Below are 14,192 nucleotides of genomic sequence, written 5' to 3'. Positions count from 1 at the left end.
AGTGCAGCAATGTATGGAGCTGACCTGTACTAATCGGTCGAGGGCTTATCCTATCGCTTTCTGAGGAAAGCACACTTTGTTGACGCAAAGATAGATTGTTTCGGATCCAGTTTTCAGGGTGCAAATCCTGTATTAGGTTTGGTGGTGATGGCAGAGGGGTTCCACACGTTCCCATCTCGAACACGACCGTTAAGCCCTCTAACGCCGATGGTACTTGGACCGCAGGGTCCTGGGAGAGTAGGAAGCTGCCAAGCCGATTGCGGTTCGCAAGAACCGCACAATATTCCCTGATAGCTCAGTTGGTAGAGCACTCGACTGTTAATCGAGTTGTCACAGGTTCGAGTCCTGTTCGGGGAGCCATTTGCTCTCATAGCTCAGTAGGTAGAGTGCATCCATGGTAAGGATGAGGTCACCGGTTCGAGCCCGGTTGAGAGCTTGCCTCAAGGTAATTCAAAGTAAGCACGGCCCGTTGGTCAAGGGGTTAAGACACCTCCCTTTCACGGAGGTAACAGGGGTTCGAATCCCCTACGGGTCATACATATGGAGGCTTAGCTCAGCTGGGAGAGCATCTGCCTTACAAGCAGAGGGTCGGGGGTTCGAGCCCCTCAGCCTCCACCATATGTACTCTCTGTTGGGGGTTAGCCAAGCGGTAAGGCAACGGACTTTGACTCCGTCACGCATAGGTTCAAATCCTATACCCCCAGCCATTGAGAGCCATTAGCTCAGTTGGTAGAGCACCTGACTTTTAATCAGGGTGTCGAAGGTTCGAGTCCTTCATGGCTCACCATTTACACCAATATGTCTTATGCGCGTGTGGCGGAATTGGCAGACGCACTAGACTTAGGATCTAGCGTCTTACGACGTGGGGGTTCAAGTCCCTCCACGCGCATCCTAATTTTTTCATTGCGGACGTGGCTCAGCGGTAGAGCATCGCCTTGCCAAGGCGAGGGTCGCGGGTTCGATTCCCGTCGTCCGCTCCATATTTTGCGCCCTTAGCTCAGCTGGATAGAGCGTTTGACTACGAATCAAAAGGCCGGGAGTTCGAATCTCTCAGGGCGCGCCATTTTTAAATTGCATAACGGGATGTAGCTCAGCTTGGTAGAGCACCTGCTTTGGGAGCAGGGGGTCGCATGTTCAAATCGTGTCATCCCGATTTTGTTTTGCGGGTGTAGTTCAATGGTAGAACTCCAGCCTTCCAAGCTGGTAGCGTGGGTTCGATTCCCATCACCCGCTCCATTTCTTAAAAGTCGAGACCGGAAACGGTCTTTTTTGCTATATTCAGTGGCACGCTTTATTTTCTTACAGCAGCTTTCTGTCATGTATTCTCGCTTTCTTTCTGTGCAGTTTTAAAGTGATAGTCTTGATATTCATACATAATTCCTATGCTCTATCCCAAATAAGTGCTTCACCGATCGGAAATCCCCGGTCGCTTTTTCACTATAAAGTGAGGATTTATCCAATGAATTGTTGTATGATGTGATGAAGATGTTATATCAGCAAGCATGCGATGCAGACAGATAGGAGGAGTAAAATGACTGAACTGACGGTAACCGCAAACAAAGGCAGTTCCAACAACCTGCTCAGACGCGATGTGCGGTTCCTGGGAAATATTCTTGGGGAAGTACTCGTTCACCATAGTGGACAGGAGCTTCTGGACAAAGTGGAGAAAATTCGTGAATTGAGTAAGTCGCTTCGTGCGGCTTATTTGCCGGATATGCATGAGGAGTTCAAGCGTGAGATTTACTCGCTGGATCCGGATATACGCCATCAAGTAATTCGGGCTTTCGCTATCTATTTCCAACTTGTTAACATTGCAGAACAAAATCATCGGATTCGCAGAAAACGGGATTATGAACGTTCTGCCGGTGAAGCCGCACAACCGGGTTCAATTGAAACTTCGGTTCAGCAGTTGAAAGAACAAAACTTCTCCTATGAAGATGTACAAGCTTTTCTGCAAAACCTGTCGCTTGAACTTGTTATGACGGCTCATCCGACAGAAGCAGTACGAAGAGTCATTTTGGATATTCATAAACGGATCGCGGCAGATGTCATGCAGCTTGACGATCCTTCCCTGACTTTCCGGGAGCGCGAACAACTGCGTGAGAAGCTGCTGAATGAGGTCATTACTCTTTGGCAAACGGACGAGCTGCGGGATCGCAAGCCGACAGTACTCGATGAAGTTCGCAATGGAATGTACTATTTCCATGAGACCCTTTTCCATGTACTGCCTGATGTATATGCGGAATTGGAACGCTGTCTTGAAAAATACTATCCTGATTATGACTGGCATGTGCCGAATTATCTGCGTTTCGGTTCCTGGATCGGAGGAGACCGGGACGGTAATCCTTCGGTAACAGCAAGCGTAACTTGGCAGACACTGCAAATGCAGCGTAAGTTGGCAATCCGGGAGTATCATCGTATCCTGGTTGAGCTTATCCGGATGCTCAGCTTCACCAGCACTATCGTCAACGTGACCGACGAACTGCTGGAGTCTATCGAAAGCGACCGGGAAACGGTAACGGTTGACGCCAAGTCCAACTGGCATAATGACAATGAGCCATACCGGGTCAAGTTGACTTATATGATGCGTAAGCTGGACAACGTATTGGATGAGGAGAAAAAAGGCAAGCCGGATCGGTATGCGCATCCGTCCGAGCTTATTGCAGATCTTATGATCATTGATCGCAGCCTGCGTTATCACCATGCGGATTACGTGGCTGACAGCGCCATCAAGAAGTTAATTCGTCAGGTTGAACTGTTCGGATTCCATACAGCAACTTTGGATATCCGCCAGCACAGCCAGGAACACGAGAAGGCCATGAGCGAAATTCTGAGCAGCATGAATATCGTATCGGATTATGGATCTTTATCGGAAGACGAAAAAGTGGAACTTCTGGTTGGACTGCTTGAAGATCCAAGACCGCTCACAACTCCTTATCAAACTTACAGTGACGGAACCGAAGAATGTCTTCAGGTTTACCGCACTGTTTTCGAAGCACAAAATGAATTCGGTCAGAACTGTATTGGCAGCTATTTGATCAGTATGGCGGAAGCATCCAGCGACATTTTGGAAGTTATGGTCTTTGCCAAAGAAGTCGGATTGTTCCGCAAGCATATGGATGGCAAAGTCGTTTGTACGCTGCAGGCGGTCCCATTGTTCGAAACAATTGGTGATCTGCAGGCGGCAAGCGGTATCATGAAGCGTCTGTTTGATATTCCAATCTACCGTGAAGCTGTAAAAGCGATGAATGACCAGCAGGAGATCATGCTTGGATATTCCGACAGCAGCAAAGATGGCGGTACGGTTGCGGCCAACTGGGAGCTGCGCGTAGCATTGAATGAAATCACGGCAATGGCTAACGCTTATGAGATCAAATTGAAATTTTTCCATGGACGCGGAGGATCGCTCGGACGCGGAGGTATGCCGCTTAACCGCAGCATTCTTGCTCAGCCGCCGCATACGGTCGGAGCCGGTATTAAGATTACGGAGCAGGGCGAAGTGCTGTCTTCCCGGTATTCGTTGAAGGGAATTGCTTATCGGAGTCTTGAGCAGGCGACTTCGGCGCTGTTTACGGCTGCTGTAGCGGCAACCGATACTTCTTATATGCAGGAAGAACAGCAGTGGGAAGAGATTGCGAGAAGCATCTCCGAAGCCTCTTTGAACAAATACCAGGACCTTATTTTCCGTGATCCGGATTTCCTCTCCTTCTTCAAAGGAGCGACACCACTATCGGAAGTCGGCGAATTGAATATCGGATCCCGGCCTTCCAAGCGTAAGAATAGCGACCGATTTGAAGACCTGCGAGCTATTCCATGGGTATTCGCTTGGACGCAAGGACGCTATCTTGTACCGGCTTGGTATGCGGCAGGGACAGGCATCCAAAGCTTCTATCAGGGGAAACCTGAAAATTTGGAGATTTTGAGACAAATGTATGCGAGCTTCCCATTCTTCACTTCACTGATCGATTCGCTTCAAATGGCTGTTGCAAAAGCAGACCTTGTGATCGCCAAGGAATATGCTTCAATGTACGGAGACGAGGAAAGCCGCACTCGCATTTTCGGTCTAATAGAAGAAGAATTCCGTTTGACGAAACAGCTTATTCTCGACATTACCGGACAGCAGGAAATTCTGGATAATGTACCGGTTATTCAAGAATCCATTCGTCTGCGAAATCCTTATGTCGATCCGCTCAGCTACTTGCAGGTACAGCTGCTGAAAGAGCTGCGGGCACTGCGTGAAGCGGCCTTACAGGACGATCCAGAACTGCTGCGTGAAGTGCTGTTGACGATTAATGGCATTGCGGCGGGCCTTCGGAATACGGGTTGATTTACGACTTCCGCAGGATAGTAAGCAGTAAAACCGGATAAGTATAGGTTAAAAGACCAGGTCGTTTTGAACCGCATTTTCCTTTATAGAGGAAATGCGGTTCTTCTTTTTTGATTACGTATCGAAGTGCTAGTTTATTTCAAGTTCTCAAATGATGTAAAGGGTTGGAAGAAGTTACAACAGCAGTGTTGCTTTTTAACGCTGCATGAATTACGATTTGAACATACGCATAAATTGGCTTTTTCTGTTTTGTATAGGTGAACTTAAGCAAGAGTGACAAGTATACCTATACTTCTTAGGAAAGGTCTGATGTAATGCTTGCCTTTAGTTGTTAAGGGAATTTAGGAAGAGGAATCGCAGAACTCTTCAGATTCCTGATTCAGCGGGCTTAGTCTGGGGGAGACATGGTGGACAATCTGGAAACGAGATTGGTGAAGCTTGCGCTCAAAGGTGACCAGAGGGCTTTCGCCGAAATCGTTGATCTTTATAAAGATCGAATTTTTCATCTTGCTTATCGTATGCTGAGCAATCGGCACGAGGCGGAAGATGTCGTTCAAGAGACGTTTCTACGCGTGTATCGAAATCTTGACCGCTACGATCCAGGGCAAAAGTTTTCGACGTGGATTTACCGAATCGGAACGAACCTAAGTATCGACCGTCTTCGAAAAAGAAAGCCTACATATTCGCTCGACGCAGAGATCGGCGATCAAGACGGAGCCGACGGTTATGCGCTTATACCGGGAGACAATCGAACACCCGAAACGGAGTATATGATCTCTGAGACGCGTACGACCATTCATGAAGCGATCGACGATCTTCCTCCAAAGTACAAAACCGTTATGATACTGCGCTATTTGCAAGAGTTGTCACTGCAGGAGATCAGCGATGTGTTGGATATGCCGGTCACAACGATCAAGACACGAGTACACCGGGGACGTGAGTTTTTGCGTAAAAAGCTGGAATCGCAGAATCACTAAGCGATTTCGGTTTTTTTATGCGATCTGTTCAATGAGAGCTCTAAATTTTACGAAACATTGAACAAGAATTAATAAAAAAACAAATTTTCATGCAATTTTATTGTTTCCGTTTGAAACTATCAGCGGAAAGTGGCGTATTAACTAAGGCACAAGAAGGTTAAGATCAGATTTTACCGAGTTTTTACGAAAGGATTGGCTCATATGGAATGCAAACAAGCCGTCTCGTTCATGCACGACTACCTGGATGGAGACCTGCCTTCGGAGCAGGCGCGCGAATTAAAAAGTCACCTGGATAATTGTTTCGAATGCCGCGCGGCTTTTCGACGTCTCGAAGAGACGGAGATGATGCTGTTTGCGGCGAATCGCAAGTCTGAAGCCGTATCGGTATCCGACGATATGACCGACCGAATCATGAGCTTTCTTCCTCAGCCGAAGAAGCATAATCCTGCATGGAATTGGGTGCGCAGGCATCCTGCATTAACTGCTGCTGCTGCTTTTATTCTTATTATGTTAGGCACATCAATCAATTTCTGGAATGCCGATAACCAGCTTGTCGTAAGAGGCAGCGATCTTGAACGCGTTCAAGTGGCGGGAAATACCGTGATCGTGCCCGAGGGGACAACCGTTAGCGGAGATCTTACAATTGAACGTGGCAAATTGGAAATCTACGGCGAGGTAGAAGGAAATGTAACGGTCATTGACGGTTCTGCCTACCAGGCTTCTACGGCTCGGGTTGCAGGTCAAGTCAAGGACATCAACCAAGCCTTCGACTGGGTATGGTACAAGTTGGGGAATATCGTTTCCGAGGTGGCTTATCGACAGTAAATAGACAGTATGAGAGATTCAGCCACTGTTTTAATAGGCTCAGTTAGTAGACTGACTTCGATCGGTGTGCTTGTCTTCATGCAAGTCCAGCAGAGAGATGATTCTATATTCGTAGAAGTTCAGCGCCTGGCCCGATTAGGTCGAGGCGCCTTTTTTTGTTGAACTTGGCAAGCCTCGCTTGCAACAACAGCACGAACGTTATAACCTATAGATATATAAATCCGAACAATACTCCGAACCGGCATTCGGTTCCAAGCTTGGCCGGCCGGCGGACATACATAGACAAATGCCAGCAGCCTGAGAGAGACGGAGATACGGGGGCTTGGGTCATGATGAATTACTTTACAAACCTAACGTGGATAGATAGGGTCAAGGATGTCGCAGACATCTTGATCGTTACTTATATTGTGTATCAACTGATACTGCTAGTACGAGGAACCCGGGCCGTACAGCTGCTTAAAGGCATTCTGGTTCTGGTTATCATATGGGCAATCAGCAGTTGGCTTGATTTGTACACGTTAAAATGGTTGATGGACCGAATGTTCACTTTTGGTGTTGTCGCGATTTTTATTATTTTCCAGCCGGAACTGCGCCGAGGACTCGAACAGATTGGGCGGGGCAAGTTTGTAGGCCGGAACAGCGCTGATGAAGAAGAAGTAGGAAAAATGATTGGAGAACTTATGAAGGCGATCACTTACTTGTCCCGACGCAAAATCGGGGCATTGATCGTATTTGAGCGGAATACCGGATTGAATGAATATACGGAATCCGGTATTCCAATGAAATCAGTTGTTACTTCAGAGCTCCTAATCAACATTTTTACGCCAAATACACCTTTACACGATGGGGCAGTTATTGTTCAGAACCGTACGCTGTCAGCGGCGGCTTGCTATCTGCCCCTGTCCGAAAATCCGTTTATCAGCAAAGAACTCGGAACAAGACACCGCGCGGCAATCGGCATTAGCGAGGTGGCGGATTCAATTTCCGTTATTGTCTCGGAAGAGACGGGACAGGTATCGCTTGCCCTCGACGGCAAGGTCGTACGGGATGTCAGCGAAGAAGGGCTGGTATCGAAGCTGTACGAGCTGCTGAAGCCGAATACGTCCGCTAAGGAAAAAAAGGGCTGGTTCTGGAGAAAGAAAGGGGACGAGCCGAATGGATAAATGGCTGGCTAACAACACGGCTGCCAAAGTAATCGCGCTCGCAGTAGCTGTACTTTTATGGGCCATGGTCCATGTCGATACCGATGCACCGACCATTACCCGTACTACGCAGGGTAATCAAACCATTACAAATTTGGCGATCGAGCCTTACGGTTTTAATGACGAGAAATATGTGCTGCAGTCGATTACTCCTCAGCGTGTGAGCGTCGAAATTTCGGGACAGCGTTCGCAGATGACGTCGCTGCTGACCAGCAGTGAATATCAGGTCAAAATGGATTTGAGCAAAATTTCCGAACCGGGACAGTATACAGTTCCATTGGAATTTGATCCGCCGGGCGGAGTCGAGCTGCTCTCCATCGAACCATCGAGAGTAACAATTACAGTTGAGGAGAAAGTAACACAGGAATTTGATGCCGTTATTCTGACTACGGGTGTACCGGCAGAAGGATTTACGGAACTGGATCCGGTATTCGCGGAAGGGAACAAAGTTCAAGTTACGCTTCCGGCCAGCGAAATGAAGCAGGTACAAAAGATCCAGGGAGAAATGAGTGTTGAAGGATCAAATGAGAGCGTATCGGGCAGAGTTAAGCTGGTAGCTTATGCAAATAACGGTGCGGTACTGGATCATGCAGTTATCGTTCCCTCTTCAATCAAAGTTCAAATTCCGATTTCTTCAAACGTTTCTTCCAAAACACTGCCTTTGAATATCAGTTACAGCGGCAGCCTCCCTAACGGGCTGGTGCTGTCTGGTGTGCAGGCAGAAACCGATCAGGTGAAGCTGTATGGACCCGACAGTGTATTGGAGGGTCTGGACAGCTTTCCGCCTATTACAGTCGATTTAAGCAAGATTACGAAAGAAGGGACAAGCACATTTACCAAGTCCTTGTCCGCTCCGACCGGAGTTGATCGGATCGAACCTTCTTCAATTGACTATACGGTAACCGTTGTTCCGTACGAGCAGAAGGTTATCGAGAACGTGCCGATCACTTTGACCGGGCAAAAAGAAGACATGGAAGTCACCATTACCGATCCGGCTTCAAAGCGAATGAACGTCACCGTTGTAGGGGCATCAGAGCGGCTCTCAGATATTACGGCTGAAGATATCAACCTGACAGCCGATATAAGCGATCTGCAGGCAGGGACACATCATATACAGCTTGATGTTATACTGCCGGATTATATTGAAATGAAAGACTCTTCTCCGCTTTCAATTACAGTTGAAATTGCAAGTGCAGCCGAAGAAACAGAACCCCCCGCTCCTGAAACAACGAGCCCCGAGGTCGATACGCCGCCCGATACGCAAACACCGAATCAAAGCGGCGAAACCACCGATCCCCCCAACACAGATCCTGCCCCGCCCGACACTCCGGCGAATAATAACAGTGTGCCCAATGACAATGAAATAAACACCGAGCAGCCGGAAAGTACGGAAGACGAGAAGCCTGCCGAGGGAGAAACGACCGATCCCGGCCAAACGCAGCCGAGTGAAGGAAGCGGACAGGATGGGGAAGAAACACCACCGGAACCAGGCAGCGAATCCGGAGGAACAGGAGAAACAGAAGCCCCTTAAGGCAGGCCTCTTGGATCAAGCTGCATTATCATTATTCAAACATTCAAACGCATCGTATGCTTAAATGCAGTTTGAAATAAAAGGAGAACGAGAACGATATGGGAAAATATTTTGGAACAGATGGCGTACGAGGAGTTGCCAATAAGGAACTAACAGCCGAGTTGGCTTACAAAATCGGACGCTGCGGCGGATATGTGTTGGCGGGCAAGGTGGAGAAGCCAACCGTACTGATCGGCATGGATACGCGGATTTCGGGTCTGATGTTGGAATCCGCATTGATTGCGGGGCTGCTGTCGATCGGTGCAAACGTTGTGCGTCTGGGTATTGTGTCGACCCCGGCAGTTGCTTACTTGACGCGTACGATGAAAGCAGATGCAGGAGTCATGATCTCGGCTTCGCATAACCCTGTCGAAGATAACGGAATCAAATTTTTTGGCGGAGACGGCTTCAAACTGTCGGATGAAACGGAGCTGCAGATCGAAGCACTGATGGATGCGGAGATCGATGAGCTTCCTCGCCCGGTAGGAGCCGGACTTGGAACGGTTGTAAACGACGAAGATTCCAAATTTATATATCTGGACTACTTGAAAACGACAGTCGGAGAGTCATTTCAAGGAATCAAAGTTGTGCTCGACTGTGCACATGGTGCCGCTTATGAGCTGGCTCCTCGTCTATTCCAAGAACTCGGGGCTGAAGTTATCGCTGTGGGGGCAGAGCCTAACGGCTTGAATATCAATGATCAAGTTGGCTCTACCCATCCAGAAATGCTGCGAGAAGAGGTATTGAAGCACGGTGCCCATATCGGATTGGCATTTGATGGTGATGCAGACCGCCTGATTGCTATCGACGATAAAGGAGACGTTGTCGACGGGGACTTTATTCTGTGCATCTGCGGAGATGCGATGAACCGTGCCGGTAAGCTCAACGGAAGTACAATCGTGACAACTGTTATGAGTAATATCGGCTTCTATAAAGCAGCGGAGAAGCTTGGCTTAAATACAATGAAGACGGCCGTAGGCGACCGTTACGTCATGGAAGAGATGCGCAAGGGGGGCTACAACCTGGGCGGCGAGCAGTCTGGCCATGTTATCTTCCTAGATCATAATACGACCGGAGACGGTATGCTGACAGCTATTCAGCTTGTTGACACACTGGCAGCCGCAGGCAAGCCGCTTAGCGAAGTGAAGACTATGATGCGTCAGTACCCGCAGCTGTTGGTCAATGTACGAGTAAAAGACAAACGTAACTACGAAGGCAACCGGGCGATTCTTGCCGCTGTAAAAGCCGTAGAGCGCGAATTGGGCAGTGAAGGCCGCGTATTGGTTCGCCCTTCGGGTACGGAAGCGTTGATCCGCGTTATGGCCGAAGGTCCGGACAAAGAACAGCTTGACCGTGTAGTAGGTCAAATTGCTGATGTAGTAAGAAGAGAACTGGTCTAGTCAAACAAAGAAAACCCGAGTTGTAATACAGCGAGGGATGCCATATAATAGAAATGCCCGCTTGCGTTCAGGCGGGTATTTCTATTATATAATGTTAATTTTTTGAAAGATCTGAATTAATTCATACATAGAAAGCGAGGATCGTAAGGTCGAGAAATAAAAGCGCCAGAGCTTGAATGCCAGACCGGAACGCCGACAGATTTCGATCTGACGGGTATGTGACGTTCAAGTTGACGAGGTGGAGGTGTTCGAAATATTCGGCGGGGACCTCCCGGTATTGCATCAAACCGTAAGCGAATATCCAAAAACGGACAGGCGACTGACCGCACAAACGAATTCGCGGATGCCCAATAATCGAGCTTTGCGTGAGGAACGGGGAAACGCAAAAGCTTATTGCAGCCGATAGAGAAGTTCGGTACGCATTTTTTTGAAAATTTGAAACAATTCGGTAAGGGAAACTCGGTTTTGTCCGAGGCATTCCTTATGCGTCTCTCATAAGTTCGGAACAGCTTTTTTGTTCATTCCGGATTGGAGATGAGTCTGGCGCAGAGCTTTGTTTTCTTTTCGAAAGGTAAGCTTTGCTGTTCATCGTTCGCTCACAGCTCGAAGAACCCAAATGATGAGCGGAGGAAATTTAATATGTGTGGAATTGTAGGATATATCGGACCAAGAAATACGCAGGACATCTTGATCGAAGGACTTTCGAAGCTGGAGTACCGCGGATATGATTCGGCGGGTATCGCCGTGTACACGGACGGTGGCCTGCAGGTAACGAAAGCGCTGGGACGTCTCGTTAATCTGGAGACAAAGCTGGAAAGTGCTCCGCTGGCCGGATCGGTCGGTATTGGACATACGCGTTGGGCAACGCACGGCAAGCCGTCGGACGTTAACTCCCACCCTCACACGGATGCAACGCAGAAATTCTCTGTTGTGCACAACGGCATCATCGAGAACTATCTGGAGTTGAAAGACGAGCTGATCGCAAGCGGTGTCGAGTTTGTTTCCGAAACGGACACGGAAGTCATTTCCCACCTGCTGGCACGCGAGTACAACGGCGACATCGTAGAAGCCGTTCAAAAAGTGATCCAGCAGCTGCGCGGTGCATTTGCGCTTGGCGTATTAACAGAATATGAACCAGATCGAATCGTTGCGGTTCGTCATGCAAGCCCGTTGATCATCGGAATCGGAGAAGGCGAGAACTTTATCGGTTCGGATATTCCGGCTATCTTGAAGTACACTCGCAACGTATTCATCCTGAACGATGGCGAAATGGCTCTTCTTAAACGCGACAGCGTTAAGCTGATGACACTGGAAGGCAACGTCATTACCCGGGAAATGACTTACATCGAATGGGATGCCGTTACAGCTGAAAAAGGCGGATACGAGTATTTCATGCACAAAGAAATTCACGAGCAGCCTAGAGCTTATCAAGATACGATGCGCGGACGTGTAGACGAAAGCGGCAGAAAAGTTGTCCTGCCAGACTTCCACATGACGGACAAGCAGATTAAGAACATTAAAAACGTACAAATTATTGCCTGCGGAACGGCGTATCACGCCGGTCTGGTCGGACGTACTGTACTGGAGCGTCTGGTACGCATTCCGGTTGAGACGGATGTCGCTTCCGAATACCGTTATCGTTCGCCAATCGTAACGCCGGAAACGCTCGTTATTGTTGTCAGCCAATCGGGTGAAACAGCAGATACGCTGGCGGCTCTGCGCGAAGCGCATGCCAACGGAGCTCACGTACTTGCGATCACAAACGTGGTCGGCAGTTCGATCGCCCGTGACGCCAACGATGTTATCGCTACGCTGGCAGGACCTGAGATTGCGGTTGCTTCGACAAAAGCATACACGTCGCAGTTGATTGCATTCTACTTGCTAGGTCTGTACTTTGCGCAGGTGCGCGGTACGCAAACCGAAGAGCAGGTAGCCGAGATCCTTGCAGCAATGCAAGCCCTGCCAGAGCAGGTTGATGCCATTCTGGCCCGTGAAGAAGAGATCAAAGGCTATGCTGAGAAAATTTCTTCGCACAAGCACATGTTCTTTATCGGACGCGGTCTGGATTATGCAGCGGCTCAGGAAGGCTCGTTGAAGCTCAAAGAGATTTCTTACATTCATTCCGAAGCTTATGCAGCCGGTGAATTGAAACACGGTACTCTTGCGCTGATTGAAGAGGGCATACCGGTAGTCGCTCTGGCAACCGAGCAGGCACTGCTTGAGAAAACGGTCAGCAACATTAAGGAAGTCAAAGCACGCGGCGGTGACGTAATGGCAGTATGCTATGAAGAGGATGCGAAGGAACTTGCAAAGTCCGTCGACGCTATCTTCACGATTCCGAAGACGCTGCCGCTTCTGAGTGCTTCGTTGTCCGTTATTGCCCTGCAGCTGCTGTCCTACTACGCTTCTTTGGCTCTCGGCCTGGACGTAGACAAGCCTCGTAACCTGGCGAAGAGCGTAACTGTAGAGTAAAATAGATTTCAAGAAATTGATTGTAAATAAAGGGGTTAGTTCGGGAACAATCTCGAACTAACCCTTTTTGCTGATTAAAATGTAGGCAGCATTTGATTAACGGGAAGTCAAATCTGTTATACGGTCTTCCTGATGTACATCCTCTATGCCTCTTCCAATACCATATTTATAATACTGGCATTATCTTCAATCACGTGTACTTATAGGCCGATAATTTGATCCATTGCTTGAAAATTAATCAACTGATGTAGAAGCTGAAGTGGGTGAAAATGGGTGAAAAAGGCTTCGGAGCAATTCCCGAAGCCTTTTTCGCAAGGAAGGAAGAAACAGCAGGCCAGCGGTGGTATAATATCGGATAACGGCAAGTAGGGAAGACATGTGCCTGCCAGGATTTGCAGTCCGCTATAATGTGGTACGGACAGCCTCAAAGAGAGCATGCGTAGGCTGCTGGAGTCGGGGGAAGCGCTGGCGGTCTTGTCCTGAACTAATGGATGGGTGGTTTCGTTACACAGAGCGAGCCTGCGGGATCGTAGAAAGAAACGGAGACGATGTGCTCGACGGCTGCGCTAAGGTGCTGGAACACTCTGGCGTCGACATGGAGTAAAGGCGCTGTCGGAACCCAATTATCGGCAGGCGCCAAATTATACAACTGAAGGAGAACAGGCATGATTGTAAAAACAGAGCAGGAAATTGAAGGATTGAAAAAAATAGGCCGGATCGTAGCGATGATTCGCGACGAATTGAAGGAAATGGCCAAGCCGGGCGTACGGACGATTGATCTGGATCGCCGTGCCGCCGAACTTTTCGAGGAGCACGGCGCAGTATCCGCTCCAAAATCGACGTACGATTTCCCGGGTTATACATGTATCAGCGTTAACGAAGAAGTTGCGCATGGTATTCCGGGTGAACGCGTTATTCAGGAAGGCGATCTGGTTAATGTGGACGTCTCCGCTTCATGTGACGGTTATTTTGCCGATACGGGAGTCTCGTTTGTCGTAGGTCAAGGAGATCCGCGTCTGGTTACATTGTGCGAGGCAGCGGTGCAGGCGTTTGAAGCGGGAGCCGCTAAGATCAAAGCCGGTTCCAAACGCAATAATGCGGGTAAAGCGGCATACAACGTCGCGCGTCAGCATGGTTTCAACATTATCGAAACGTTAACCGGGCACGGGATTGGCACCTCGCTGCACGATGAGCCGGAGTACATCTTGAGTTACTATGATCCGACGGATACCGATCTGTGGAAAGAAGGCTCCGTTATTGCATTCGAGCCTTTCGTATCGACGAATGCACGTGAAGTGTTCGAGGATGAAAATGACGGTTGGACGCTGAGAGCGGATGATGGCAGCTTCGTAGCCCAATACGAGCATACGATGATCATTACCAAGGGTGCCCCAATCATCCTGACGAAATAGGAGCTTG

At 48.8% G+C, this 14,192-nt stretch carries 8 protein-coding genes, 11 tRNA genes and 1 rRNA gene; all 20 read left to right on the top strand.

The window, feature by feature from the left end; all coding sequences use genetic code 11:
• The first annotated feature begins 137 nt into the window (after positions 1 to 137).
• Positions 138 to 254 (top strand): 5S ribosomal RNA (rrf, locus tag F456_RS0120205).
• 30 nt (positions 255 to 284) lie between these two features.
• A tRNA-Asn gene (locus tag F456_RS0120200) sits at positions 285 to 360 on the top strand.
• A 3-nt stretch (positions 361 to 363) separates the two neighbouring features.
• Positions 364 to 436 (top strand) — tRNA-Thr (locus F456_RS0120195).
• Positions 437 to 463: 27 nt separating this feature from the next.
• Positions 464 to 535, top strand: a tRNA-Glu gene (locus F456_RS0120190).
• 7 nt (positions 536 to 542) lie between these two features.
• Positions 543 to 618, top strand: a tRNA-Val gene (locus tag F456_RS0120185).
• A 14-nt stretch (positions 619 to 632) separates the two neighbouring features.
• A tRNA-Gln gene (locus F456_RS0120180) sits at positions 633 to 707 on the top strand.
• Between the two features lie 4 nt (positions 708 to 711).
• Positions 712 to 787, top strand: a tRNA-Lys gene (locus F456_RS0120175).
• Between the two features lie 20 nt (positions 788 to 807).
• Positions 808 to 889 (top strand) — tRNA-Leu (locus F456_RS0120170).
• Positions 890 to 905: 16 nt separating this feature from the next.
• Positions 906 to 980, top strand: a tRNA-Gly gene (locus F456_RS0120165).
• Positions 981 to 986: 6 nt separating this feature from the next.
• A tRNA-Arg gene (locus tag F456_RS0120160) sits at positions 987 to 1,063 on the top strand.
• 16 nt (positions 1,064 to 1,079) lie between these two features.
• Positions 1,080 to 1,153 (top strand) — tRNA-Pro (locus F456_RS0120155).
• Positions 1,154 to 1,162: 9 nt separating this feature from the next.
• Positions 1,163 to 1,236, top strand: a tRNA-Gly gene (locus tag F456_RS0120150).
• A 295-nt stretch (positions 1,237 to 1,531) separates the two neighbouring features.
• The gene (gene ppc, locus F456_RS0120145) at positions 1,532 to 4,327 is read left to right on the top strand and encodes a phosphoenolpyruvate carboxylase (protein ID WP_018978852.1); all 2,796 of its coding nucleotides are present in this window, start codon (positions 1,532 to 1,534) and stop codon (positions 4,325 to 4,327) included.
• 404 nt (positions 4,328 to 4,731) lie between these two features.
• Positions 4,732 to 5,304 carry an RNA polymerase sigma factor SigW gene (gene sigW / locus F456_RS0120140; protein WP_018978851.1) on the top strand — a complete coding sequence of 191 codons (573 nt, stop codon included), beginning with the start codon at positions 4,732 to 4,734 and terminating at the stop codon, positions 5,302 to 5,304.
• A 201-nt stretch (positions 5,305 to 5,505) separates the two neighbouring features.
• A complete protein-coding gene (locus tag F456_RS0120135; RefSeq protein ID WP_018978850.1) occupies positions 5,506 to 6,129 on the top strand; it encodes a zf-HC2 domain-containing protein in 624 nt (207 codons plus the stop codon).
• Between the two features lie 329 nt (positions 6,130 to 6,458).
• Positions 6,459 to 7,292: a diadenylate cyclase CdaA gene (gene cdaA, locus F456_RS0120130; protein ID WP_026294008.1), complete on the top strand. Its 834-nt coding sequence runs from the start codon at positions 6,459 to 6,461 to the stop codon at positions 7,290 to 7,292.
• Positions 7,285 to 8,862: a CdaR family protein gene (locus F456_RS23190; protein ID WP_018978848.1), complete on the top strand. Its 1,578-nt coding sequence runs from the start codon at positions 7,285 to 7,287 to the stop codon at positions 8,860 to 8,862. The genes cdaA and F456_RS23190 overlap by 8 nt, the downstream gene beginning before the upstream one ends.
• A 98-nt stretch (positions 8,863 to 8,960) precedes the next feature.
• Entirely contained in the window at positions 8,961 to 10,301 is a 1,341-nt protein-coding gene (gene glmM / locus F456_RS0120120) for a phosphoglucosamine mutase (protein WP_018978847.1), read from the top strand.
• 639 nt (positions 10,302 to 10,940) lie between these two features.
• Positions 10,941 to 12,773, top strand: coding sequence for a glutamine--fructose-6-phosphate transaminase (isomerizing) (gene glmS / locus F456_RS0120115; protein ID WP_018978846.1), 1,833 nt, complete (start codon positions 10,941 to 10,943; stop codon positions 12,771 to 12,773).
• Between the two features lie 665 nt (positions 12,774 to 13,438).
• Positions 13,439 to 14,185: a type I methionyl aminopeptidase gene (gene map, locus F456_RS0120105; RefSeq protein ID WP_018978844.1), complete on the top strand. Its 747-nt coding sequence runs from the start codon at positions 13,439 to 13,441 to the stop codon at positions 14,183 to 14,185.
• The last annotated feature ends 7 nt before the right edge of the window (positions 14,186 to 14,192 follow it).

The organism is Saccharibacillus kuerlensis DSM 22868, assembly GCF_000378145.1.
GTDB classification, from domain to species: Bacteria; Bacillota; Bacilli; order Paenibacillales; family Paenibacillaceae; genus Saccharibacillus; species Saccharibacillus kuerlensis.
Note: the sequence above shows the minus strand (reverse complement) of the source record. Positions and strands in the feature narration are given on the sequence as shown.

Excerpts from the sequence above, each read along its gene's own strand:
- ppc (WP_018978852.1), top strand. The coding sequence starts at position 1,532 with ATGACTGAACTGACGGTAACCGCAAACAAAGGCAGTTCCAACAACCTG.
- sigW (WP_018978851.1), top strand. The coding sequence starts at position 4,732 with ATGGTGGACAATCTGGAAACGAGATTGGTGAAGCTTGCGCTCAAAGGT.
- F456_RS0120135 (WP_018978850.1), top strand. The coding sequence starts at position 5,506 with ATGGAATGCAAACAAGCCGTCTCGTTCATGCACGACTACCTGGATGGA.
- cdaA (WP_026294008.1), top strand. The coding sequence starts at position 6,459 with ATGATGAATTACTTTACAAACCTAACGTGGATAGATAGGGTCAAGGAT.
- F456_RS23190 (WP_018978848.1), top strand. The coding sequence starts at position 7,285 with ATGGATAAATGGCTGGCTAACAACACGGCTGCCAAAGTAATCGCGCTC.
- glmM (WP_018978847.1), top strand. The coding sequence starts at position 8,961 with ATGGGAAAATATTTTGGAACAGATGGCGTACGAGGAGTTGCCAATAAG.
- glmS (WP_018978846.1), top strand. The coding sequence starts at position 10,941 with ATGTGTGGAATTGTAGGATATATCGGACCAAGAAATACGCAGGACATC.
- map (WP_018978844.1), top strand. The coding sequence starts at position 13,439 with ATGATTGTAAAAACAGAGCAGGAAATTGAAGGATTGAAAAAAATAGGC.